This window comes from Nonlabens agnitus (assembly GCF_002994045.1).
Classification (GTDB): domain Bacteria; phylum Bacteroidota; class Bacteroidia; order Flavobacteriales; family Flavobacteriaceae; genus Nonlabens; species Nonlabens agnitus.
The window spans coordinates 3,120,236-3,144,379 of record NZ_MQUC01000003.1; the positions used below are offsets into that span (position 1 = coordinate 3,120,236).

Annotated in this window: 19 protein-coding genes, 3 tRNA genes and 3 rRNA genes; 9 read left to right on the forward strand and 16 right to left on the reverse strand. The window is 42.8% G+C overall.

Going from position 1 to position 24,144, the window contains the following annotated elements; translation table 11 throughout:
• Positions 1-70: 70 nt before the first annotated feature.
• From BST86_RS14370 to rrf, 5 genes are all read left to right on the forward strand, one after another.
• Positions 71-1,589 (forward strand): 16S ribosomal RNA (locus BST86_RS14370).
• 151 nt (positions 1,590-1,740) lie between these two features.
• A tRNA-Ile gene (locus tag BST86_RS14375) sits at positions 1,741-1,814 on the forward strand.
• Between the two features lie 126 nt (positions 1,815-1,940).
• Positions 1,941-2,014, forward strand: a tRNA-Ala gene (locus BST86_RS14380).
• Positions 2,015-2,175: 161 nt separating this feature from the next.
• A 23S ribosomal RNA gene (locus tag BST86_RS14385) occupies positions 2,176-4,996 on the forward strand.
• Positions 4,997-5,094: 98 nt separating this feature from the next.
• Positions 5,095-5,203, forward strand: a 5S ribosomal RNA gene (rrf, locus tag BST86_RS14390).
• The 16S, 23S and 5S rRNA genes sit together here with 2 tRNA genes alongside, the layout of an rRNA operon.
• 178 nt (positions 5,204-5,381) lie before the next feature.
• Here the strand turns inward: rrf and BST86_RS14945 are convergent.
• The 9 genes from BST86_RS14945 to BST86_RS14430 all read right to left on the reverse strand — a co-directional run bounded on the left by BST86_RS14945 (position 5,382) and on the right by BST86_RS14430 (position 12,949).
• A complete protein-coding gene (locus BST86_RS14945; RefSeq protein WP_172443360.1) occupies positions 5,382-5,522 on the reverse strand; it encodes a hypothetical protein in 141 nt (46 codons plus the stop codon).
• 194 nt (positions 5,523-5,716) lie between these two features.
• Positions 5,717-5,794: transfer RNA gene (locus BST86_RS14395), tRNA-Val, on the reverse strand.
• A gap of 51 nt (positions 5,795-5,845) precedes the next feature.
• A complete protein-coding gene (locus tag BST86_RS14400; RefSeq protein ID WP_242446565.1) occupies positions 5,846-7,069 on the reverse strand; it encodes a bifunctional folylpolyglutamate synthase/dihydrofolate synthase in 1,224 nt (407 codons plus the stop codon).
• 1 nt (position 7,070) lies between these two features.
• Positions 7,071-7,883, reverse strand: coding sequence for a hypothetical protein (locus BST86_RS14405; protein WP_105983854.1), 813 nt, complete (start codon positions 7,881-7,883; stop codon positions 7,071-7,073).
• A 1-nt stretch (position 7,884) separates the two neighbouring features.
• Positions 7,885-8,277, reverse strand: coding sequence for an ExbD/TolR family protein (locus tag BST86_RS14410; RefSeq protein WP_055411894.1), 393 nt, complete (start codon positions 8,275-8,277; stop codon positions 7,885-7,887).
• Between the two features lies 1 nt (position 8,278).
• Positions 8,279-8,965 (reverse strand): MotA/TolQ/ExbB proton channel family protein, encoded by a 687-nt coding sequence (locus BST86_RS14415; RefSeq protein ID WP_105983855.1) that lies wholly within the window; start codon positions 8,963-8,965, stop codon positions 8,279-8,281.
• A gap of 103 nt (positions 8,966-9,068) precedes the next feature.
• Entirely contained in the window at positions 9,069-10,601 is a 1,533-nt protein-coding gene (gene nhaB, locus BST86_RS14420) for a sodium/proton antiporter NhaB (RefSeq protein WP_105983856.1), read from the reverse strand.
• Positions 10,602-11,828, reverse strand: a complete 1,227-nt coding sequence (locus tag BST86_RS14425; RefSeq protein ID WP_105983857.1) for a Glu/Leu/Phe/Val dehydrogenase dimerization domain-containing protein — start codon at positions 11,826-11,828, stop codon at positions 10,602-10,604.
• A gap of 65 nt (positions 11,829-11,893) precedes the next feature.
• Positions 11,894-12,949, reverse strand: a complete 1,056-nt coding sequence (locus BST86_RS14430; RefSeq protein ID WP_105984060.1) for an anhydro-N-acetylmuramic acid kinase — start codon at positions 12,947-12,949, stop codon at positions 11,894-11,896.
• Positions 12,950-13,021: 72 nt separating this feature from the next.
• Here BST86_RS14430 and BST86_RS14435 point away from each other — a divergent pair, with 72 nt between their 5' ends.
• Together BST86_RS14435 and galE are read left to right on the forward strand one after the other, a co-directional pair.
• Positions 13,022-14,164 carry an acyl-CoA dehydrogenase gene (locus tag BST86_RS14435; RefSeq protein ID WP_105983858.1) on the forward strand — a complete coding sequence of 381 codons (1,143 nt, stop codon included), beginning with the start codon at positions 13,022-13,024 and terminating at the stop codon, positions 14,162-14,164.
• A 90-nt stretch (positions 14,165-14,254) separates the two neighbouring features.
• The gene (galE, locus tag BST86_RS14440) at positions 14,255-15,277 is read left to right on the forward strand and encodes a UDP-glucose 4-epimerase GalE (RefSeq protein ID WP_105983859.1); all 1,023 of its coding nucleotides are present in this window, start codon (positions 14,255-14,257) and stop codon (positions 15,275-15,277) included.
• A 113-nt stretch (positions 15,278-15,390) separates the two neighbouring features.
• On the opposite strand, the gene BST86_RS14445 is transcribed toward galE, so the two are convergent.
• Positions 15,391-15,843, reverse strand: a complete 453-nt coding sequence (locus BST86_RS14445) for a GAF domain-containing protein (protein ID WP_105983860.1) — start codon at positions 15,841-15,843, stop codon at positions 15,391-15,393.
• A gap of 74 nt (positions 15,844-15,917) precedes the next feature.
• Here BST86_RS14445 and xrtF point away from each other — a divergent pair, with 74 nt between their 5' ends.
• On the forward strand, positions 15,918-16,451 hold the full coding sequence (gene xrtF, locus BST86_RS14450; RefSeq protein WP_105983861.1) for an exosortase family protein XrtF: 534 nt from the start codon (positions 15,918-15,920) through the stop codon (positions 16,449-16,451).
• On the forward strand, positions 16,448-16,918 hold the full coding sequence (locus BST86_RS14455; RefSeq protein ID WP_105983862.1) for an exosortase F system-associated membrane protein: 471 nt from the start codon (positions 16,448-16,450) through the stop codon (positions 16,916-16,918). The genes xrtF and BST86_RS14455 overlap by 4 nt, the downstream gene beginning before the upstream one ends.
• Here BST86_RS14455 and BST86_RS14460 read toward each other — a convergent pair.
• The 6 genes from BST86_RS14460 to BST86_RS14485 form a co-directional block, all read right to left on the reverse strand.
• A complete protein-coding gene (locus BST86_RS14460; RefSeq protein ID WP_146126783.1) occupies positions 16,881-17,660 on the reverse strand; it encodes a hypothetical protein in 780 nt (259 codons plus the stop codon). The genes BST86_RS14455 and BST86_RS14460 overlap by 38 nt on opposite strands.
• Entirely contained in the window at positions 17,626-19,092 is a 1,467-nt protein-coding gene (locus tag BST86_RS14465) for a sulfatase-like hydrolase/transferase (RefSeq protein ID WP_105983864.1), read from the reverse strand. Before BST86_RS14465 ends, BST86_RS14460 begins: the two co-directional genes overlap by 35 nt.
• Entirely contained in the window at positions 19,089-20,453 is a 1,365-nt protein-coding gene (locus BST86_RS14470; protein ID WP_105983865.1) for a nodulation protein NoeA, read from the reverse strand. The genes BST86_RS14465 and BST86_RS14470 overlap by 4 nt, the downstream gene beginning before the upstream one ends.
• Positions 20,454-20,455: 2 nt before the next feature.
• Positions 20,456-20,644: a hypothetical protein gene (locus BST86_RS14475; RefSeq protein ID WP_055411907.1), complete on the reverse strand. Its 189-nt coding sequence runs from the start codon at positions 20,642-20,644 to the stop codon at positions 20,456-20,458.
• An 80-nt stretch (positions 20,645-20,724) separates the two neighbouring features.
• Positions 20,725-21,423 (reverse strand): transmembrane-type terpene cyclase, encoded by a 699-nt coding sequence (locus tag BST86_RS14480; protein WP_146126784.1) that lies wholly within the window; start codon positions 21,421-21,423, stop codon positions 20,725-20,727.
• A gap of 91 nt (positions 21,424-21,514) precedes the next feature.
• Positions 21,515-23,986, reverse strand: a complete 2,472-nt coding sequence (locus tag BST86_RS14485; protein ID WP_394340893.1) for a zinc-dependent metalloprotease — start codon at positions 23,984-23,986, stop codon at positions 21,515-21,517.
• Positions 23,987-24,144 lie beyond the last annotated feature (158 nt).

The following is a 24,144-nucleotide window of genomic DNA, read 5'->3' on the forward strand; positions in this document are numbered from 1 at the left end:
ACAAGAACGCCAATTGCTAGTAGTATATAGGTTATGGGATTCTCGCAAGAGATCTTTTTAACAAGATTCTACGATGAAGAGTTTGATCCTGGCTCAGGATGAACGCTAGCGGCAGGCCTAACACATGCAAGTCGAGGGGCAGCACGTCTTCGGATGGTGGCGACCGGCGCACGGGTGCGTAACGCGTATACAATCTACCTATCACTGAGGAATAGCCCGAAGAAATTTGGATTAACGCCTCATGGTACCAGCTAATCGCATGATTTACTGGTTAAAGGTTACGGTGATAGATGAGTATGCGTCCTATTAGCTAGATGGAGAGGTAACGGCTCCCCATGGCTACGATAGGTAGGGGTCCTGAGAGGGAGATCCCCCACACTGGTACTGAGACACGGACCAGACTCCTACGGGAGGCAGCAGTGAGGAATATTGGACAATGGGCGAGAGCCTGATCCAGCCATGCCGCGTGCAGGAAGACGGCCCTATGGGTTGTAAACTGCTTTTGTACGGGAAGAAACCCCTCTACGTGTAGAGGGCTGACGGTACCGTAAGAATAAGCACCGGCTAACTCCGTGCCAGCAGCCGCGGTAATACGGAGGGTGCAAGCGTTATCCGGAATCATTGGGTTTAAAGGGTCCGTAGGCGGGTGTTTAAGTCAGTGGTGAAATGCAGGGGCTCAACTCCGGCACTGCCATTGATACTGAACATCTTGAATTATTGTGAAGTGGCTAGAATATGTAGTGTAGCGGTGAAATGCTTAGATATTACATAGAATACCGATTGCGAAGGCAGGTCACTAACAATACATTGACGCTGAGGGACGAAAGCGTGGGTAGCGAACAGGATTAGATACCCTGGTAGTCCACGCCGTAAACGATGGTTACTAGCTGTCCGGTACGATTGAGTACTGGGTGGCCAAGCGAAAGTGATAAGTAACCCACCTGGGGAGTACGTTCGCAAGAATGAAACTCAAAGGAATTGACGGGGCCCGCACAAGCGGTGGAGCATGTGGTTTAATTCGATGATACGCGAGGAACCTTACCAGGGCTTAAATGCAGACTGACAGGCTTGGAAACAGGCTTTTCTTCGGACAGTTTGCAAGGTGCTGCATGGTTGTCGTCAGCTCGTGCCGTGAGGTGTCAGGTTAAGTCCTATAACGAGCGCAACCCCTATTGCTAGTTGCCAGCGAGTCATGTCGGGGACTCTAGCGAGACTGCCGGTGCAAACCGTGAGGAAGGTGGGGATGACGTCAAATCATCACGGCCCTTACGTCCTGGGCCACACACGTGCTACAATGGTAGGGACAGAGAGCAGCCACCTCGTGAGAGGGAGCGAATCTATAAACCCTATCACAGTTCGGATCGTAGTCTGCAACTCGACTACGTGAAGCTGGAATCGCTAGTAATCGCATATCAGCCATGATGCGGTGAATACGTTCCCGGGCCTTGTACACACCGCCCGTCAAGCCATGGAAGCTGGGGGTACCTGAAGTCGGTGACCGCAAGGAGCTGCCTAGGGTAAAACCGGTAACTGGGGCTAAGTCGTAACAAGGTAGCCGTACCGGAAGGTGCGGCTGGAACACCTCCTTTCTGGAGTTCCTGAAATAATGGAACCTAAAAATGAGAGTTCCATAGCCTACTACATGCAAATGGCGTGTTTGTTTATATTATTTTTTACAACTGTCAATCTTATTAATAAAAAAGTCGAAAGACGAGTGATGTGCCTTTCGGGGTTCGTTACAGTCTCATAGCTCAGCTGGTTAGAGCGCTACACTGATAATGTAGAGGTCGGCAGTTCGAGTCTGCCTGAGACTACTTTTACGCTTTCGCGGAAGCCTAAACCGCACATAGTTCATTATATATTGAAGGAAATTTTAGAAGTTGGGTTTGTTGCGAGTGGGATCACTCTTAACTCATAACTAATAACTCATAACTAAAAATGGGGGATTAGCTCAGCTGGCTAGAGCGCCTGCCTTGCACGCAGGAGGTCATCGGTTCGACTCCGATATTCTCCACTATTGGTATCATTTACTTGATATTGAAAACGTTCATTGACATATTGAAAAGATTAAACGAGAAACAGATAGGCACATTGAAAAATGTGTTTGTTATTAGTAAAATAAGAATACAAGAGCAAGGCGTTGATTTTCTATCGTTAGAGAATCGACATTGAATACCATAAGCAAATTAAGGGCGTATGGGGGATGCCTAGGCTCTCAGAGGCGATGAAGGACGTGATAAGCTGCGATAAGCTGCGGGGATTGGCACATACGATGTGATCCGCAGATTTCCGAATGGGGCAACCCGTCATGTTGAAGACATGTCATCCGAAAGGAAGCAAACCTGGTGAACTGAAACATCTAAGTAGCCAGAGGAAGAGAAAACAATAGTGATTCCGCTAGTAGTGGCGAGCGAACGCGGAATAGCCCAAACCATTCAGTTTACGGACTGCATGGGGTTGTAGGACCACAATGTTTGATGCATTTTGAATTAAAATCCTTTGGAAAGAGGAGCCGTAGAAGGTGATAGCCCTGTATAGGTAAGAAATGTTATTGATAGTGGTATCCTGAGTAGTGCGGGGCACGTGAAACCCTGTATGAATCCGGCGGGACCATCCGCCAAGGCTAAATACTCCTGAGAGACCGATAGTGAACCAGTACCGTGAGGGAAAGGTGAAAAGAACCCTGAATAAGGGAGTGAAATAGAACCTGAAACCATACGCTTACAAGCGGTCGGAGCCACCTAGTGTGGTGACGGCGTGCCTTTTGCATAATGAGCCTACGAGTTACCGTTGTTAGCAAGGTTAAGCACTTCAGGTGTGCAGCCGTAGCGAAAGCGAGTCTGAATAGGGCGATATAGTTAGCAGTGGTAGACGCGAAACCGTGTGATCTACCCATGGGCAGGGTGAAGCTGTGGTAACACATAGTGGAGGCCCGAACCGGTTGACGTTGAAAAGTCTTCGGATGACCTGTGGGTAGGGGTGAAAGGCCAATCAAACTCGGAAATAGCTCGTACTCCCCGAAATGCATTTAGGTGCAGCGTTGATTTAGTTTTATAGAGGTAGAGCTACTGATTGGATGCGGGGGCTTCACCGCCTACCAATTCCTGACAAACTCCGAATGCTATAAAATGATGATCAGCAGTGAGGGCATGGGTGCTAAGGTCCATGTCCGAAAGGGAAAGAACCCAGACCATCAGCTAAGGTCCCCAAATATATGTTAAGTTGAAGAAACGAGGTTGTACTGCACTGACAGCTAGGATGTTGGCTTGGAAGCAGCCATTCATTTAAAGAGTGCGTAACAGCTCACTAGTCGAGCGGTACGGCATGGATAATAATCGGGCATAAACATATTACCGAAGCTATGGACTCTACGGAGTGGTAGGGGAGCATTCCATATGTGTAGAAGATGGGTCGTGAGACCTGTTGGAACGTATGGAAACGAAAATGTAGGCATAAGTAACGATAAAGGGGGCGAGAAACCCCTCACCAAAAGACCAAGGTTTCCTCAGCTATGCTAATCAGCTGAGGGTTAGTCGGGTCCTAACGCGTACCCGAAGGGGGAAGTGGATGGACAACAGGTTAATATTCCTGTACCTGCCCGTAATAAAAGTGACGGAGGTGTAAAACTGGTGCGTACTGACGGAATAGTACGTTGAACCGATTTTTGAGATCGGGATAGTACCGCAAAGCTTCGGCCAAGTGGATAATCCAGTGGAGCAACTTCCAAGAAAAGCAAGCGAGGCAGCCCGTACCGCAAACCGACACAGGTGGTTGGGATGAGAATTCTAAGGTGCTCGAGTGATTCATGGCTAAGGAACTAGGCAAAATTGACCTGTAACTTCGGGAGAAAGGTCCCCCATAGCAATATGGGGCGCAGTGAAAAGATCCAAGCGACTGTTTATCAAAAACACAGGGCTCTGCTAAATCGAAAGATGATGTATAGGGCCTGACACCTGCCCGGTGCCGGAAGGTTAAGAGGAGGGTTTAGCTTCGGCGAAGATCTGAATTGAAGCCCCGGTAAACGGCGGCCGTAACTATAACGGTCCTAAGGTAGCGAAATTCCTTGTCGGGTAAGTTCCGACCTGCACGAATGGTGTAACGATTTGGATACTGTCTCAGCCATGAGCTCGGTGAAATTGTAGTATCGGTGAAGATGCCGATTACCCGCTACGGGACGAAAAGACCCCGTGCACCTTTACTATAGCTTAGTATTGATCTTGGATAAGTAATGTGTAGGATAGGTGGGAGACTTTGAAGTGGCGTCGCCAGGCGTCGTGGAGTCATTGTTGAAATACCACCCTTTGCTTATTTGAGACCTAACCTTCCACTGGAAGGGACATTGCTTGGTGGGTAGTTTGACTGGGGTGGTCGCCTCCAAAAGAGTAACGGAGGCTTCTAAAGGTACCCTCAGCACGCTTGGTAACCGTGCGTAGAGTGCAATGGCATAAGGGTGCTTGACTGAGAGACATACAGGTCGATCAGGTTGGAAACAAGAGCATAGTGATCCGGTGGTTCCGCATGGAAGGGCCATCGCTCAAAGGATAAAAGGTACGCCGGGGATAACAGGCTGATCTCCCCCAAGAGCTCACATCGACGGGGGGTTTGGCACCTCGATGTCGGCTCGTCACATCCTGGGGCTGGAGAAGGTCCCAAGGGTTGGGCTGTTCGCCCATTAAAGTGGCACGCGAGCTGGGTTCAGAACGTCGTGAGACAGTTCGGTCTCTATCTGTAGTGGGCGCAAGAAATTTGAGTGAATCTGACTTTAGTACGAGAGGACCGAGTTGGACCGACCGCTGGTGTACCAGTTGTTCCGCCAGGAGCACTGCTGGGTAGCTACGTCGGGAAGGGATAAGCGCTGAAAGCATATAAGCGCGAAACCCATCACAAGATGAGATTTCTTTAAAGGGTCGTGGGAGACTACCACGTTGATAGGTCATAGGTGTAAAGGCAGTAATGTCATAGCCGAGTGATACTAATTACCCGTAAGCTTAGGTATTTAAAACGCTTTTTGTAATTCTGTTTTATTACGTTTACTCCAAACATCTTTTCAGTATGTCAACACATACGGTATGGCTTTGTCCATACCGATAACCCTAAGGTGGTTATAGCGATGGGGCTCACCTCTTACCTTTCCGAACAGAGAAGTTAAGCCCATTTGCGCAGATGGTACTGCTATTTGTGGGAGAGTATGTCGCCGCCTTCTTTACCTGAAATCCCCCAATCCATATGGATTGGGGGATTTTTTTGTTTAGGCTTTATTGGATAACATTTCCATCCCCTAAAAGAGGAATCCTACAGCTAGACAATAACCAATTGGATGGCTTCTCCTTATATGGCCTCTCGCGTAGCCTAAGCCTACTGTAAAGCTTCGATTTTACCCGTTATAGGGCACGAGTGGCATTTAAGCATTGTTTTGAATCTATCGGAATATCTCCATCGTTTTCCCAGTCTGTGATGGGAATCAACACTAGGTAAAACCAATGCAGTACTATTCCCACTCTGTGTGGCAGCGTATCAACCATAAGTTAGCTTTAAGTTTTATTTCTTAGAAAGAGAATGTCTGGAATGGATGGTTGCAGTGATGCATAAATAAAGTTACCGATATCGATGGTTCAAATAATAAGGATCAAAGGATAAAATATCCCAAGGTCGGTTGGTGGGATGGAAGATTGGTGGAATAAAAAAATCCCCCAACATCATGTTGAGGGATCTTTACTGGTGGGCGCGAAGGGATTCGAACCCCTGACCCCTTGGGTGTAAACCAAGTGCTCTGAACCAACTGAGCTACGCGCCCCAATTTCGGATTGCAAATATAAGAGGAGTAATGAAACTGGCAAGCTATTTATTAAATTATTTCGCTTACAACAAACGTACTTCCAGTGACTAATACTAAGTCGTCTTCGTCTGTGTGACTCAAAGCGCCTTCTAAAGCTAATTCTACACTATCGTAAGCATTGTTTTTAAGTTCATGTTTGGTGAACTCTTTTTCTAGTATCGTCACTGGGACGGCTCTGGAAATAGATGGTGAACACAAATAGTAATCCGCATCTCGTGGTAAAACTATTAAGCTTTCATCTAGTCTTTTACCTTCCACTGCGCCAAACACAATATGTAATTTTCTATAGGATTCCTTTTCTACCTTTTCAATGAGCATTTTCAATCCGCTAGGGTTATGGGCTACATCTGCTATCACTTTTGGATTCGTTGATATAATTTGATAACGACCCATAAAGTTCGTCAGTCCTCTATAGTTTTTAAGGCCTTCGGAAACTTGATTTGGGCCTAAATCAATTTCGTATTTGTCTATCAATACATCTAAGGCCTTTTTCACCAAGTCTCGGTTTTGCTCTTCAGTTGTTGTGTGATTAAATATGTCGCTTGAATATTTGCTTTCGCTATAAGCGAAATAAAGATCAGCACCTACCTCATTAGCTCTTTCTTGAAAGAATTGTCTCAAATGTGATCTTTTTTCATTGATCACTACGGCTACATTCTTCTTTATGATACCAGACTTTTCAAAAGCAATCTTTTCTAAAGTATCACCCAATAGATCTGTATGATCCAGATCAATAGAGGTAATGATTGAAAGGATAGGAGTAATGATGTTAGTAGAATCTAATCTGCCACCTAGACCAGTCTCAATAACTGCATAATCCACCTGATGCTTTCTAAATGCTTCAAATGCCATTCCTACCGTCATTTCAAAGAACGAAAGACTGTTTGATTCCAGATATGTCTTATGATCGCCAATAAATTGAATTACCTCTTGCTGAGATATCATCTCGCCGTTGATTTTAATACGTTCTCTAAAATCTTTTAAATGTGGCGATGTATAGAGTCCAACCTTATAACCTGCGGCTTGTAGAACAGCAGAAATCATGTGGCAGGTGGTCCCTTTGCCATTAGTGCCTGCTACGTGAATTGTTTTGTAGTATTGATGGGGATGATCCAAATACTCATCTAGAGCTATGGAGTTTGAAAGATCCTTTTTGTAAGCAGACTTCCCAACCTGCTGATACATGGGTAGCTGTTTGAACATCCATTCCGTGGTCTGTTCATAGGTCATCATTTTACTCACCTACCTTAAAGATAATTTCTATGAAACCTATTTGAATGTCTCGAGCCTCTGCAGCCGCGCTAAATTTATAGGTCATGGCAGATTTACGAGCAGCATCTAACAAGCAAGCCGCACGGTTTGTAGTTCCTTTGACACCTGGCGTTGCCTTAACAACACTACCACTACGATTTACTTCTATTTGTACAATAACAGTTCCTGTTTCGGTACAATCTGGCTCGATCCCGCGACCGCCTACTTTACCACGACCGCTTAAACCGTAACCCTTTCCACCTTGGCCGTTACCGGGATTGCCATAATACGTGTTAGCGTAAGGATCACCGTTGATGTCTCCCTTATTTCCAGGCCCATCGCCTGGACCTTCACCGCTATTGTTTTCACCACTTGCCGGTTTACTACCAGTCACATTATTCAAAGCGTCTAGTACAGAAGTATCTGGTTTTGGCTCTGGTTTTTTGACCGGTTTGTCGACAGGCTTCTTAGTTGGCTTGTTTTCTTGTGGTGTAGGTTGTGATTCGATTACTGGTTTGTCATCAACATCTTCTGATGTGATGATATTTTCTGCACTAGAAGCTTCTTGGGTAGATTCAGATGGTGATTTTTCTGGGGTTACCTTAGTAGGTCTTGCTGGCTCGATCGGGCCAGATCCTACTTCAGTATTTCCAAAATTGACAGCGATTCCACTTTCCTCTGGCGGGTCCAAAACAGTAAAAACAGTCACAAAAACAAAAAATAAAAGTAGCGCTGCCATTATCCCAGCAGATATGGCAAATGACTTCCGTTTCTCTTTTGTATCTAAAAAACTCATTTTATTCTGGTTTGACAGCCAGTATGATTTTGAATTTATTTCTATTAGCGATGTCCATTACTTTTACGGCGCTGTTAATGGCTGTTTCTCCATCTGCTCTCAAAATGATCGTTGGATCTTCTTGTCCTTCCATCACCTTGATCAATTCCGCTTCCATGTTTTCTGGCGCTACCTCAGTCGCATTTACATAGAAAGCACCTTCTCTAGAAATGCTGACCGATGCATTCTGTACATTGGAGCTTTTACCACTTGCTTTGGGTAATATCAAATCCAATGCCTCTGGTGTGATGGATGGTGATGTAAGTAAAAAGAATACCAACAGCAGAAAAACGATGTCAGTCATGGAAGACATCGAGAACTCAGGACTTACTTTATTTCTTCCTCTTAAGTTCATATTAAGCGGGTTCGTTAAGTAGATCTAGAAAGTCAACAGCGTTGGCCTCCATTTGATGAACCACTTTATCTGTCTTTACTACCAGGTGATTGTAACCTATATAAGCGATAATTCCCACGATCAAACCAGCTACTGTCGTTGTCATAGCGGTATAGATACCTTCGGCAAGTGTGCCCATTTCTGCCTGACCACCGCTAGTAGCCAAGGTATGAAATGCCAAAACCATACCTATTACCGTTCCTAAAAATCCTATCATTGGTGCGGCTCCAGCAATAGTAGCAAGAACACTAACATTTTTCTCAAGTTTGTACACTTCAAGCTTCCCGGCATTTTCTATCGCGCTATTGATATCTTCCAGTGGTGATCCTATACGGCTTATTCCTTTTTCGGTAAGGCGAGCGACTGGTGAACCTTCTTTGGCACACAGCATTTTTGCACTGTCGATGCGGCCATTAGTCACATGATCTTTGATTTGCAGCATGAAGTTGCTGTCAATTTTTGAGCTTGCCTTGATTTTAAAAAGGCGTTCAAAGTATATATACAGAGCTACAAATAGCAGAATAAGCAATATCACGATAATGATAGTTCCTGCCACGCCACCGCTGGCAACAAGGTCGTAGAGCGATAGCGTTTTCTCTTCAACGATAGGTTGTTGCGTTTCTAAATCGGTAGTCAAATCTTGGATCATACAAATGTTGGTTAAGTCAATTTTTTAGATAACGCACAAGATGTTATTATAGTGCGTGGTTTTGGAATAGTTCGCTTTCGCGAAAGCGAACCCATCATCAATCCTACAAATAATACACCACCATCGCAAGGCCCACAAGGGTCAATACAATGGTGTAGGGAAGAGCCATTTTGGCCATTCTACCGTAAGAAAGGTTGATCACTGGAGCTAGCGCCGATGTCAGTAGGAACAAAAATGCGGCCTGGCCATTAGGCGTGGCGACACTAGGCAAGTTAGTACCCGTATTGATGGCAATCGCAAGGTGCTCATAGCTTTCTCTGGTGATTTTACCAGCTTCATAGGCTGCCGTGACCTCATTAATGTAAACCGTGGCAACAAAAACGTTGTCAGAGATCATACTTAGCACACCATTTGCGAGATAGAATATAGCGGGTTGATTTCCTGGATCCTGATTTAGGGCCCATTCAATAATTGGTGCAAAAAGGTGCTGATCGTGAATCATTGCCACGATCACAAAGAACACCACAAGAAGACCTGTAAATGGTAGCGCTTCTTCAAAGGCTTTACCTAGACTGTGCTCATCTGTGATACCCATGAATGCTGTTTGAACGACGATCAAGGCAAGTCCTATGAATCCAACCGGTGCGATGTGAAGCGCGAGGGCAGTGATCAATAAAACAGCCGATACTCCTTGAACGACAAGAGCGTACTTTTCTTTTTTGGTACGTTCCTTATCACGTTTCTCCATCCATCCTTCAATAATTTGACGAACGACAGGAGGCATTTTTTGACCAAAACCGAAGGTCTTAGTGGTTTCCAACAAAACCGTCGTTAGCAACCCTGCGATCAACACAGGAATTGTAATAGGAGCCATTACCGTAAAGAACTCTACGAAATCCCAGTTCATTTTAGTACCTATTAATAAGTTTTGTGGCTCTCCTACGATTGTACAAACTCCACCTAGTGCCGTACCTACAACTCCATGCATAACGAGACTACGCAAAAACGAACGGAATTTCTCCAGAGTCTCACCGCTCAATTGTTCCCTATCTAGGGTGTTATCATTATCCAAATCCAGATCACTGGAGTGAATCTTGTGATATACATTATAAAAACCTAGTCCAACGCTTATCAAAACAGCAGTTACCGTAAGTGCATCAAGAAATGCAGATAGAACGGCACTCAATCCAACGAAGAAAAGCGAAAGCACGATTTTGCTCTTGATCTTAGTGAACACCTTTACAAAGATGTACATGAGTAAAGGTTTCATGAAATAGATACCAGCCACCATGAAAACCAATAGGAGAATCACTTCCAGATTTTGAGCGACTTCTGCATACACACCACCTAAAACATGGTTACCAGCTTCATCGAGTACCGCTTCATGAGTATCGTGGTCTATCTTATACATAGGATGTGTTAGACCTAAAAACAAGACCTGTAAGGCAAGTAATCCACCAGATTGTAGTGGATAACATTTGAGAGCCATGGCGAGGCAGAAAATAAATTCTGCTATGAAGATCCATCCCATGGTGGTACCACTAACCACAAAAAATAAAACGGTGTTTAACACTAAAAAAGAAAGCATGGTTGTCTTGAACCATACTGGGCTATTACCTAGAAAATATTTGAACATTTATATCAGTTGTTTAAGTGCAATTTCAAAAGCAGTACTGCTTATTTGCGTTTTTGAGCTATTGTTATTAAAAGTGTTTTGGATAGCATTTCTTATCGTCATGCTGGTATCGTTAAAAATCGCCTCATCAGTCATTTGGACTTTACGTTCCATGAAGTAGGCAAAAACTCTTGCCATACCGCAATTTGAAATAAAGTCTGGAATCAAACTGACTTTCTCATCAGTATATTCCATGATGGATCCAAAGAAAATTTCTTTATCAGCAAATGGCACATTGGCGCCGCATGAAATCACTTCCAGTCCAGAGTCGATCATTTGATCAATCTGCTCTTTGCTGATCAATCGTGATGCTGCGCAAGGTGCAAAAATTTCAGTTTGTAAGGAGTAGATGGCTTCATTTGCTTCTTTAAAGGGAATCAAGTTATCTGCCTTTAATTGGTTCCCATTTTTATTGAGAAAAAGCTGCTTGATCTCTTCAAAGCTATAACCGTCTTCATTGATCAAACCACCAGCGCTATCAATAATCCCGACGATTTTGGCTCCAGATTGTGCAAGGTAAAAGGCTGCAGCGCTTCCTACATTACCAAATCCTTGAACTACCGCACGCTTACCTTTGATGTCACCACCATAGATATCGTAATAGTGTCGGGCAGCCTCTGCCACTCCATAGCCGGTAATCATGTCTGCTACGGTGTACTTCCTGGAAACGTCAGGAGAGTAATCTGGGTTTTCTATCACCTTGATCACGCCTTGTCTAAGCTGACCTATACGGTTGATCTTATCTGCAATCGTTGGGGCAAAATGACCTGTGAACACACCTTCTTGTGGATGCCACACACCACTTTCTTCAGTTATGGGAATTACCTCATGGATTTCGTCCACATTAAGATCGCCACCAGTTCCATAGTAGCTTTTAAGTAGAGGCGAAACGGCTTTATACCATCTTTCTAGTACGCCTTTCTTGCGTGGATCTTGAGGGTCAAAGTTGATTCCAGATTTAGCACCACCTATGGCCGGTCCAGAAACTGTAAACTTAATCTCCATAGTCTTTGCTAGAGACAGGACTTCATTTTGATCCAGTCCTATTCTCATGCGGGTTCCGCCGCCGGCTGCGCCACCTCGTAGGCTATTGATTACTGTCCAGCCTTCGGCGTCTGTTTCTGGGTCATTCCAGTGAAAGACGATTTCAGGATCTGCGTTTTCATAGCGTTTTAGGAGTTCTTTCATTCAGCATTAGCTTATCCCACAAATATAAAAAAGCATATATCGTTTTGGGGAATTTTCGCAATTTGTTATGGAGTATATATTTTACCGCTGCAATGGTCGTGCAATGCACCGGTCACGCTGGCAAGGCAGTTGTTCTCATTGCGCAATCGCAGCACGCCCAGCAATGCAAATATTATCGCCTCTTTCATATCGATTATTTCTGGAGCTGGCAAGTGTAGTTTTTGCGCTCTGTTATGGTCAATTAACTGGATGAGATATTTATTATATGCGCCACCACCAGTGACCACCACACGGCTGTGATCTGGAAGGCTTTGAGAAATGATCTGAGCGATGTGCTTTGTGTAGGTTGCAATCACATCCCTAGGATCTTCGAGTTGATCTAGAATTGGAAAAATATAGGCATTGACCCATTCGATTCCCAAGGACTTAGGTGCAGGTAGGTCGTAATAGGGCAACGCTGCCAGTTGTTTGAGGATCGTGGGTTGTGGAGTTCCCGCTTTCGCGAAAGCGCCATTATCATCATACTCTTTCCCTAATTTTTGAGCATAGTGGTTCAAAACGACATTCACGGCACATAGATCGTACGCCTGACGGTTGCCATTTTGCTCGTAGCTAACGTTTGCAAAGCCACCCAAATTGAGGCAATATTCATAATCTGAAAAAAGCAATCGATCGCCAATAGGAACTAACGGTGCACCTTGACCGCCTAACTGAACATCTTGAACCCTGAAGTCACAAACTACTCTATGACCGGTTAGTATGGCAAGTTGGGGTAGATTACCTATTTGTAATGTGTGACCGTTCGCGGGATCGTGGGATATCGTATGGCCGTGAGAGCAAATGGCAAGAAGGTTATCGATCGCATGATCTTCTATAAACCCCTTTATTACAAGAGCGAGATGATTGGTATAATCAAGATTGAGCTGTTTTAAATCGATGGCATTCAATTCGATGCCTTTCTGGAGTCTTTGTTTCCACTTTGGGCTATAGTTTTTACAATCTTGATGGATGATCTTAAAGCTCCATTTGCCAGAATACTGCAGGTTAACATGAACTAAATCAATACCATCCAGCGAGGTGCCAGACATGACTCCTACAACGTTATAGTTCTGTGCTTTCATGCATTTTTTGGGTTGGATGTTACTGTCAAGAAACCGTAAATTTGCCGACAGATAAATAAAACAAATATACAGATGGATTTTAGCCTTACAGAAGAGCATTTAATGATTAGGGATGCCGCCAGAGATTTTGCAAAAATGGAATTGTTGCCTGGTGTGATCGAGCGTGACAACCTACAAAAGTTCCCGACTGAACAAGTCAAGAAAATGGGCGAGCTAGGATTTCTAGGAATGATGGCAGATCCTAAGTACGGTGGTGGTGGAATGGACACTATCTCGTACGTTCTTGTAATGGAAGAGCTTTCTAAAGTTGATGCAAGTGCCTCGGTAATTGTATCAGTAAACAATTCACTTGTATGTTGGGGTCTGGATACCTATGGGAATGAAGCCCAAAAGGAAAAATACCTTACTAAACTTACCTCTGGAGAATCTATAGGTGCCTTCTGTCTATCTGAGCCAGAAGCTGGTAGTGATGCTACTTCTCAAAAAACCACTGCAATCGATAAAGGTGACCATTATGTACTGAATGGTACTAAAAACTGGATCACTAACGGTAACAGCGCCGACTATTATCTAGTCATTGCACAAACTGACAAGGAGAAAAAGCACAAAGGAATCAATGCCTTTATCGTTGAAAAAGGATGGGATGGTTTTGAAGTAGGTGTGAAGGAAGACAAGTTGGGAATACGCGGTAGCGACACACATTCATTGATTTTCAATGATGTTAAGGTTCCAAAGGAGAATAGAATAGGAGAAGACGGTTTCGGATTCAAATTTGCCATGAAGACACTTTCTGGTGGACGCATAGGTATTGCAGCACAAGCTTTAGGTATCGCCAGTGGTGCTTATGAGTTGGCTCGTGATTACAGTAAAGTGCGTAAAGCCTTTGGTACAGAGATTTGTAATCACCAAGCAATTGCTTTCAAGTTGGCAGATATGCACACCAGCATCGCCGCTGCGAGACACCTAGTTATGAAAAGTGCCTGGGATAAAGACCAAGGCAATAGTTATGATATGAGTAGCGCCATGGCCAAGCTTTACGCTTCCCAAGTGGCTATGGATGTTACTGTGGAAGCAGTGCAGGTACATGGTGGAAATGGCTTTGTAAAGGAATATCATGTAGAGCGTTTGATGCGCGACGCAAAAATCACACAGATCTATGAAGGAACCAGTGAGATCCAGAAGATAGTGATTTCGAGAGGCCTTTTAGCCGATTAACAACATAGACCTTAGATACGATAACGACTGCCACAAGGTAGTCGTTTTTGTTTTAATACCTAATTTAGCATTGGATTTAAAGTTTCGACTATGAAAGTATTGGTGACCGGCGGCTTAGGTTTTATAGGTTCTCACGTTGTGGTAGAATTACAAGATCGTGGACATGAAGTGGTGATTGTTGATGACTTGTCAAACAGTTCCATAAAAGTGTTGGGTCAAATCAAATCCATCACGGGAATTCAAACCACATTTGAAAAGTTGGACCTTCGCGTTAAAGAAGATGTGAATGAGTTTTTTAAAAAGCATGACGATATTGAAAACGTGATTCACTTTGCAGCTTCTAAAGCCGTAGGAGAAAGTGTCGATGATCCATTGAAGTATTATGAAAATAACATCAATGCGCTGGTTTATGTGCTTCAGAATCTACAAAGTAGGAATGCCAAATTCATCTTCAGCTCCTCTTGTACGGTTTATGGACAGGCAGAAGAATTACCGGTTTCTGAAAACGCACCAGTGCAACCAGCCGAATCGCCCTATGGCAATACCAAACAAATAGGAGAAGAGATCATTCGGGATCTGTGTAAGGTGACGCCTGATTTTAATGCGATTGCTTTGAGATATTTTAATCCTATCGGTGCTCATGAATCGGCTAAGATTGGTGAGCTGCCATTGGGAACACCACAAAACCTAGTCCCTTTTATCACTCAAACTGCTATAGGATTGAGGGATCAATTGTCTGTCTTTGGCGATGATTACCCAACGACAGATGGAACGGCTATACGCGATTATATTCATGTGGTAGATCTTGCCAAAGCTCACGTTGTTGCGTTGGAACGACTCAATGATGGCAAGAATCAATCTAACATGGAAACTTTTAATATAGGAACAGGAACTGGTTCCAGTGTGATGGAAGTCGTCAAAACCTTTGAGCAAGTGACCGGTAAACCACTCAATTACAAAATAGTTGATAGGCGAGCAGGTGATATCACCGCTGCCTATGCACAAACAGATAGGGCCAATAATGTCCTAGGCTGGAAAGCGCAATCCACATTAAAAGAAGCGTTAGCATCTGCGTGGAAATGGGAACAATACGTTAGAAGTGGTAAGTTTTAGCTAGTCAATTCCAGCTCAATTAATACAACTTTGAAGCTTCTTCATAGCTAAAACGGATGTAATAACCGCAATTCACGGCGCAAATCAAGACTAGTCTATAGTGAGATTCAGATTCAGAGAATCGTCGCAACCTGCTCATTTACCCATTCGAGAAAACGCTCGTCGCTCTCATCAAAAGCCGCGACGGTATTGCTGTCAATATCAATTTGACCAATATTTTTCCCATTCTTGAATAAAGGAATCACAACCTCGCTTTTGACGTGAATGCTACAAGCGATGTAATTATCCTGTGCATTGACATCGTCTACCACAAAATTCTCGTTAGAAACTGCAACCTGACCGCAAATTCCTTTTCCAAAAGGAATTACAGTATGATCCGTTGGTTCGCCGGCCTGGCACCACAGGTGCAATGTAGGTTCTGTTTCATGCGCCATATAGAAACCTACCCAATTGTAAGTGGGCAAATTTTTCTGCAATAGATCACAGATTTGTTGCATCTTTTCTACAGGTTCATGGGAACTGTCGATGATTGAGGTGATTTGAGGTTTTAATTCGTTCTTTTCCATGGGGCATTTGTAAGGCTGGCAAAATTAAGATTGAAACAGCCTTAAATAACTAACTTTGTTATAAATATTGTTGATTGGAACGTCTCAAACCTTATTACCCGGTTTTTAAATTTGTAATCGTCTTTGGCGTGCTGTACATATTGCTATCGCTTGCCTATTATGGATACCTGCAGCTGGAATATACGGACTACAATTATCCAGATCCTATCACGGCTGCCGTGAGCAGGCAAACACAAACCATTTTGCAATGGATGGGTTACGATGCCCAGATCTATAATGCACCAGGCAATCCTTCGGTGATGCTGTTTATTGATGACAAGATCGTTTTTAGGGTGATTGAAGGCTGCAATGCGGTAAGTGTGATGTTATTGTTTGCTGCTTTTGTTATCGCTTTCGCGAAAGCGTATAAAAAAACAATCTTCTTCTTATTTATAGGGTTTGTCTTGATCTATCTGGTCAACCTTGCAAGATTGATCTCCTTGGCGCTGGTGTACACGAGGTTGCCAGAATACCAGACCATTGCCCACGATATAGCGTTCCCAGCAATTATTTATGGGACCGTGATTTTACTCTGGATCTATTGGATCAGGAAACCTAAAAAGGCATGAAGTCGATATTGCGCGTTCTAGCTCTGGTAGGCCTTATCCTTTTGTTGATAAGCGTACGGTATTTTCAGGAAGCGGTGTTTTATGATCCCTTAGATGATTATTTCCATGGAGCATTTCAATCCATGTCGTTTCCAGAGATGAATTTGAGCTGGCTATTGCTGTCCAATGCGTTGCGCTACCTGTTCAATGGATTGATCTCGCTGGCGATTTTATGGATCTTGTTTAGATCTTCCAGTTATATCAAAGCCAGCTTGTGGGTTTATTTATTTGCCTTTGTTTTACTCAACCTTTTATTTGTAGTCGAGTTGCAATTTGAAGCATCGTTATCAAAAATGTCGCTCTTTTACACGAGAAGATTCTTGATCCATCCATTGCTTTTGTTCGTCCTAATCGCTGGTGGCTATTTTCTAAAAACCACGAAAACTCATTCTACAACGGGCTTAAGTGAGCCTGACGATACTTTGTAGCTGGTGTATAGAAGTAACCCAAGATCAGTTTTCTATCATCGTTCAATTTGCAAGGTTTCCATTTTTTCTTGATTAGCGCGATGCGCACCTTGTTGTCAACCTCTTCATTAAATGTTGAAACGACCTCGATTCTATCGATTTTATCATCTTCAGTAAACTTCACACTGTAAAGGCCAACACGAGAATGTTTTGTTTTGAGAGGTATGTTACCTACGGTGTTACCTATCTGTATATCAGTAATGGCGTCAGAACATCTTGTGGTCACTTCGGCAAGTTCGTTTTGATAGCGTTTTAATTGACGCAGGATCTTTAAGTGGTTTTGTAAGTAAACTTGATAATTGACTTCACTATTGCCCAATTTTTTATTGCGATAGCAAGGCATGGTGTAGTGATATTCTCCTTTTTGATTGGCATAAAGCAACAACTGATCTCCTTCTTTGAGATAAAGTTTACATTGATCATTGTTTTTACCGTTTCCTTTCTTTTGGAAAATGTAGAATTCTGATAGTTCAGATCCTTTAATGATTTCTTGAGTCGAGATGGAAATGACATCAATATCAGCATCGGAAGGATATGATTTTTTGCCCAGGACATTTACGACACCTATGAAATCAGTATCCTTAAAGTCATTAAGCAAATCTTTTTGATAGCACACGCAAGATTGCGCGACAGCAATTTGTGAGAATAAAAATAGTAAAGCGAAAATCTTAAGGGTCAAGACGTTCTGTAATCGGTAAGCCATTAGGGTCAAAATATTGATAAACGCCACGTTCAGAGCCATTTTTAATAAACATGAAGCTGCTATTGTCTAATTCAGGATCTGTTGGTGGTTGCTGCGCAAGATACTGGAATAGGACTGGAAATACGGTTACGGAGGTCCTGATGTGTGGTCCATATCGATGAAAATCATTTTTGGCTTTAATCGCAAAAAGACTGCCATAAATACTCCTTTTCAAATCGGGATCTTCTACTACCGTGTGATAAGGTTCTAAAGAATTCTCAAAACCGACGTATCCACCATGATCTGCCGCAATAATGATGATACCATTTGGATCTTTTTCTTCAATGAAATTTACAAGGTTGATCAGTTTTTCTGTAACACCTAGCAGTTGCGATTTATAATCTGCGGTATATATTTCAGAATCTGCAGCGATACCGTTGTTGGGTATGTGGCCAGGTTCCAAAATCTCCAGAAAAAAAAACTGCGGTCTATCATCGACTGCGTTCATGCGGTTTTTAAAATCTTGCATGTAATCTGCATCCAGCCAATAATCTGGTAACGGTACAGAAAGATCACTCTCTGAAACGTTGACGTAGTCATAAGCAACCTCAGGAAAGTTGAGCATCAAATAGGAATGCTGTAAGATCAGGTTTGTGCGGTATCCATTACGTTTTAAAGTTGAGATGACTGGATTATTGCCTACGATCAAATCTCTAGCTCCATACAACTCACTCTCCATATTGCCATTCTCAAAAAGATGTTGCTGGCCGGTAAATAGTGCCGAGTTGGATGTGAGTGTTGATGGATAATTACTACGATATTCATGATTAAATTCAAATCCCAAAGCTTCCATACGGCTATAAAAGGCACTTAGATCCAGATCGTAGAAACTAGATTGAGCCGCCTGTTTATTTACAAAACCATCTGGTTGAATCAAGTAAATATTTGGATGCTTCTTGAATTTTATATTTTCAAAAACAGTAGTATCGACCCAATCCTCACGATAGACCACGCGCTCTACATAAAAATGAACAAACTGGTAGGCCGCCACAACGCACATCAAGGCAAATAAGAGTACTAGTTTTTTATAATGTTTGGCAATAAAAAACGAACTTATGATACTGGCTATGATCACCAGTGCTAAACCCTTGTAACGCCAGTATCCAAAAACGATAAACGATAGGATGAGCGCAAAATTGATCAAAAGGTAGCACCAGTATAAATGTGGACGCCATCGAGGCAGCCATTTTTTAAAAATGAAATCAAGCACTAAAATTTCAGCGACCGGCAAGGCGATAAATACCAACACGCACCACATAAGCTGATACCATGAATTCACCAGCGTGAAATTGTTCGTATACAAGTAGAGAATGCAATAAACCCCAGGAATGACGGTCACACTCCACCATATGTGACGGTCGTTTTTTAGATATTCCAGCAGGCGCTGTTTCATTTGCGGCGCATTAAAAATAAAGTCCTGTGTGTTCCCTCGATTATTTGTTGCTTATCAAAATGGTAGTGTTTGGAGTACGCTTTCGCGAAAGCGGACAATCCATAATCCTCAAACAAGTGACGAGCATCACGTTTGCTATCGAGAATAAACTGGACCCAGCTGTCCTCACGATCTGGAAACTCAATGATGAGATACTCGCTAATCTGAGCAAAATATGTGGCACTCATCTCAAATGGAACATTGCCGGTAAGCGTGATGTGGTGGATAAGCGCCAGTGCCAGGCTCAATTCTGGCTGCAACTTGATGATGCGATCTGTAAAACTCTCTCTTTCTTCGTTGCCAAAACCAATGGCTGGTGAAGGTTGCATCAAGTCAATGACAAGCGGCAATATTCTGTTGTGGCTAGATTCCAATTCGGTTTGATAGCAGTGATCGATGGCTGCCTGATCGATATCGCTAACGATGATTTGTTCTATAGATGCAGAAAGCTCTCGTGCAAACGTCCCATCATTGCCACCTAGATCGATGGCGGTTTTTACATTTAAATCGTTACTCCATTGCTGGATCAATTCTTTTTTTCTCTGAAAGGACGCCTGGTCGTAGTTGGTCTGGTTGTAATAAGCTGTCCATTCTGTTGACTCTGCCAGTGACATTCCTGCAATGTGCATTTCCAGCACTTTCAATATTTTGAGCTGTGATTCTTTTGAGATTTCAGGCGATTTGGCTGGCGATGAACTTGAGTGACCCGAGTCGTTTTTGGCCATCAAATGGATGTTGGGATAGATTACTGGGTGAAATCGGGTCTTCCAACTCAGCAGCTTTGCGGTTTCTTTCAAATCAACCCCATTAATCTGATGCGATACCGTCTTGAGGTATCGGGCACCTCGTGTTTCTGCCAATAACAAGACTCCGAAAAAGTGTTGTTCAAACTGCTGTAGTGCGCGCCATGGTTCCATTTCCTTGTATCTCTCAATACTCAAGGTGTCTATAAAAACCGGCTTACCTTTATGGAAGGTGATGTTGAAGGCACTGGCATCTTTGAGAGAAAAGCCATGTTCCAATAAAAACATCTGTAAACGCAAGGTGAGCTGTGCTGCGTGTTTGTATTGAGTGAAACACCACTCATAGGGATAATTGATAAAGGGAATCTGGTCTGGTACGAGAATTATCTTTTCCTCATCTCTTGATTCTTCTTGATGCTGGATCAACCATCCTTTTTCAAACAACTTTTCATAGATACCAGAGTTAACCGCGGCATCGTATTCTTCAAAAAATACTGGATTGATCTGGCGTTTGAGAACACCACTATCCATGAATACAAAGCCCGACGGATCCCTGTATGAAGCTGGTAGTTGCTTCATTGTTATTTGGTTTGATCCTTTTTGTAAGCTTTGTCAAAGGAATCTTCCTTTTCTTTTTTACGTAGTCCCAACCATCCTTTGATAAAATTGATGCAGGTTTTATAGAAAAGTACAAACCCAGCAAATGCTGCAATAGCTGCTTGCGCTATCATGGCACCTAGTCCTGGATCAAAATAGAGAAGGAAATTCATATAATCATTAATCTGACTGAATTAACAAATGGTTTTGGAACGTTTTGTATTTACACACGAACGCATTCAAAAATACTATATTATGCGTTGATGGTCTTGAGGTTTACGCTTTCGCGAAAGCGATATCCTGATTTTCTAAGCAGAAAGACGTAATAAACGTCTAAAGTGAAGACGATTATTCCTAAAACAAGCATCGCGTGATCCACGCCTCCAAGTCGGGTCACTCCAAAAACGCCTAGTAAAAGAGTAAGGCTAAAGGTTCCCAAAAGTTTGCTGTAGGCAATGATGAGATCGTGAGTGAATTTCTTTTTCTTTTTCAAGAAGTTCGTAATGAACAGAATGGACATAATGATGTTTATACCTAGACCTACGTAGTTGGCTCCAATTTTTGGCGTGTAAACCACAGCGCCTATGTGATTGATGATGAGTCCAGCTAGAAATAATCCTACTACAATCCATATGAAGTAGGGTTTTCTCTGGGAAGATTTGCGACCATAGGTATAGAAAGTGTACACAATCAACAGATCCAGTATAAACCAGATCGCATTGACATAATTAAGAAAATAAGAGCCTACGATCATGAATCCACGTATGGTGTTGTACAATTCCCAGCCTACGTTAAGAAATAAGGCGACAAACGGTATGCAATAGGTCTTTGATGAAAAACCTATTCGTATAGCCTGAAGATAAGCAATAACCCAAAATAAGCCGCCAGAAATTACTAGGGCAGATTTAATGTAATAAAGGGTATCTCGATCTAAAAATGATAAAAACTCCATGATTTGCATAGTTAAGAATTCTCCATCAATCAGGCATAAAAAAACTGCCTCTTGAAAAAGAGGCAGTTCTGAATATTAAAACAATCGTTACTTACACTGGATTAAGTATAAGATCGATACGCTCTGCTAGATCACGTAAGTGAATTCTAGAAAGGCGATCTCCAGTTGAGTTTGCAGCTCTACGGGAATCTCTCAAAAGAGTTTCCAGTTCTGCACGTACGATAGGTCTTATATCACTTTGAGCAACGTCAATGCTAGAACCGCCAAAACGACCACGAGCATCCTGCTCATTCTCCATGATATACTGCATGCGCTCTACATAGGCACGTTGCAAGTTTCTTCTGTAACGGTCAATCGCTCTACCACGAGGTAGCTCACTGAAAATCCCTTGACGTAGATCTGTCATCATTTCCAATAAACCATAAGCCTCACGACCATTTACTTCTTCGTTTTCCATCAAGCGAGCCATACGTCCAAAATCAAGAACATCGTTAAGAGCTCTTACTTGAACGCCACGCAGTCTTTCAATACCACCATCACTTTCAACTTTGTTGAAAATTTCCTGATCAATCAACCATTCTGGAGTTTCAAAAACTTGCTCTTGTAAAAATTCCATGGCACGCTCTTGTTTGTCGCGTGGTGCATGCTCATAAACAGCGCCTTCTTGGCCATAGGCTTTGTAAGTCTCCTTAACACCACCAATATTTGCAGCTACGTGTCCTAGATATCTATTGTACTGACCTAAAACTTGTCCATACATGGTCTCAAGGTCATCATAATTTTCACCTTCCTTACCTGTCCATTCGATCAAGTTAGGGACGATACGCTGCAAGTTTTTGATACCGTACAAACTCGCTTTCATGCTGTCATCACCTAGATCTTCTGTCTGGCTAGTGTAGTCAATGACTCCAAACTGCTGACGACCGAAACGGTACATTGGGTCACCTGCTTTCTCCATAATCCATTCATCGAGGATTTCTTTTTCCTCTTCTGCTGTTTTACCAGGAATAGGTTTGTAACCCCACATAATAGCATACTTGTCATAAGGTCCTATGTTAGGCATCAATGCTACATCACCATCTTCTGGTTGCGCTACATAATTAAATCGAGCATAGTCCATGATACTTGGTGCCGTGCTGTATTTTGCCGTGAATTCTGGATCTCTCAAATCTTCAACTGCATATGCTACAGAACTTCCCATGTTGTGCGGTAGGCCTAACGTGTGTCCTACCTCGTGAGAACTCACAAATCGTATCAAACGACCCATAACTTCTTCATCAAATTGTGTGGCTTGTGCCTTCTCGTTGATCGCAGCAGTTTGAACAAAGAACCAGTTGCGCAGCAACGTCATCACGTTGTGATACCAGTTGATGTCAGATTCCAAGATCTCACCACTTCTAGGGTCAGATACGTGTGGTCCATTTGCATTAGGAATAGGAGATGCTAGATATCTAACGGTAGAATAACGTACATCTTCTGGACTCCAGTCTGGATCTTCTTCTTTAGTTGGTGCATCTGCAGCAACGATAGCTTCTTTAAAACCAGCAGCTTCAAATGCTACCTGCCAGTCGTTGATACCTTGTTTGATATATTTTCTCCATTGTTGTGGAGTCGCTGGGTCGATGTAATAGACAATCTGTTTTTTAGGCTCTACAAGTTCACCTCTTTTAAAAGCTTCCATGTCTTCATCTTTTACCTCAAGCCTCCAACGATCTAAATAACGTACCGTTTTAGTTTCTTGGGCGTCAAGACCATAATCTTGTTGACCTCTAGCAAACCAACCCACACGCTGGTCGTAGTAACGACGCTTCATAGGCTCTTTAGGAAGTAGGATCATCGAGTTGCTCATCTCAAGGGTAATGGACTGTACATCATCATTAGATGGTGCATCACTAGCGAGATAGGTCTTAACGTGACGGCTCTCTATGTTTTCAGGAAATGATTTTAAGGTATCGATGTAGGAACGATCATCATCAAGTCTAGAGACTTTATAACGACCGCGTTGCGATTGTGGGAAACCTATCGATTTCACGTCTTCACTAAAGAATTTAGTCACATCAATTACCGCATTATTGTTAACGCTGTCTTTCTTTACTGCCGCGATAGGGAATGAGTAAAGTATAGGTTCAAAATTAGAATTCTCTACAGCGATACTTACTGGTAAAGAATCTGCTGCAACAATGGAATGAGAGACTACTCTCAAAAGAATGTTGTCATTCTTGCGTTGCCATCTAAGCGTTTGTGTATTTGCTTTTCCACCACCAAAACCAATACCTGCAGCAGTTTTAGCAATACGAGTGACCATCAGCATTTCACGGTCCAAAAGGCTGTCAGGAATCTCGTAGTAATATTTGTCGTCAACCATGTGGACGGTAAATAGTCCAGGATCACTTTTGGCATCCTTGGTAATCACCTTTGCATAAGGTTGCATGCCACCTTTTTTGTCAGATTTTTTGCTGGCAGCTGCTTCAGCTCCCGATTTTGATGATCCTTTCTTTGATCCACAACTTACCATTAAAGTTGTCGTCATCAAGAGAATCATCACTAATTTTAATGATTTCATTTACTCTATTTTAAGATTAAGCCCTAAAGATATTAAGCAAGTGCTAAAATTATCTTAATCAGGTGTTAAGTATGTGTGTTAAAAGTGATCCCTTTTCGCTTTCGCGAAAGCGAACTCCAACTTGATTTCCCAAAACAAAAAAACCACCTGCTCGAGGT

Bases quoted from the DNA above. Each gene is read 5' to 3' on its own strand.
- BST86_RS14405 (WP_105983854.1), bottom strand. From the start codon at position 7,883: ATGAGTTTTTTAGATACAAAAGAGAAACGGAAGTCATTTGCCATATCT.
- BST86_RS14455 (WP_105983862.1), top strand. From the start codon at position 16,448: ATGAAGTCGATATTGCGCGTTCTAGCTCTGGTAGGCCTTATCCTTTTG.
- BST86_RS14425 (WP_105983857.1), bottom strand. From the start codon at position 11,828: ATGAAAGAACTCCTAAAACGCTATGAAAACGCAGATCCTGAAATCGTC.
- BST86_RS14400 (WP_242446565.1), bottom strand. From the start codon at position 7,069: ATGATGACCTATGAACAGACCACGGAATGGATGTTCAAACAGCTACCC.
- BST86_RS14435 (WP_105983858.1), top strand. From the start codon at position 13,022: ATGGATTTTAGCCTTACAGAAGAGCATTTAATGATTAGGGATGCCGCC.
- galE (WP_105983859.1), top strand. From the start codon at position 14,255: ATGAAAGTATTGGTGACCGGCGGCTTAGGTTTTATAGGTTCTCACGTT.
- BST86_RS14470 (WP_105983865.1), bottom strand. From the start codon at position 20,453: ATGAAGCAACTACCAGCTTCATACAGGGATCCGTCGGGCTTTGTATTC.
- BST86_RS14415 (WP_105983855.1), bottom strand. From the start codon at position 8,965: ATGATCCAAGATTTGACTACCGATTTAGAAACGCAACAACCTATCGTT.
- nhaB (WP_105983856.1), bottom strand. From the start codon at position 10,601: ATGTTCAAATATTTTCTAGGTAATAGCCCAGTATGGTTCAAGACAACC.
- BST86_RS14485 (WP_394340893.1), bottom strand. From the start codon at position 23,986: ATGAAATCATTAAAATTAGTGATGATTCTCTTGATGACGACAACTTTA.
- BST86_RS14445 (WP_105983860.1), bottom strand. From the start codon at position 15,843: ATGGAAAAGAACGAATTAAAACCTCAAATCACCTCAATCATCGACAGT.
- BST86_RS14430 (WP_105984060.1), bottom strand. From the start codon at position 12,949: ATGAAAGCACAGAACTATAACGTTGTAGGAGTCATGTCTGGCACCTCG.
- BST86_RS14480 (WP_146126784.1), bottom strand. From the start codon at position 21,423: ATGGAGTTTTTATCATTTTTAGATCGAGATACCCTTTATTACATTAAA.
- BST86_RS14465 (WP_105983864.1), bottom strand. From the start codon at position 19,092: ATGAAACAGCGCCTGCTGGAATATCTAAAAAACGACCGTCACATATGG.
- BST86_RS14410 (WP_055411894.1), bottom strand. From the start codon at position 8,277: ATGAACTTAAGAGGAAGAAATAAAGTAAGTCCTGAGTTCTCGATGTCT.
- BST86_RS14945 (WP_172443360.1), bottom strand. From the start codon at position 5,522: ATGGTTGATACGCTGCCACACAGAGTGGGAATAGTACTGCATTGGTTT.
- BST86_RS14475 (WP_055411907.1), bottom strand. From the start codon at position 20,644: ATGAATTTCCTTCTCTATTTTGATCCAGGACTAGGTGCCATGATAGCG.
- BST86_RS14460 (WP_146126783.1), bottom strand. From the start codon at position 17,660: ATGGCTTACCGATTACAGAACGTCTTGACCCTTAAGATTTTCGCTTTA.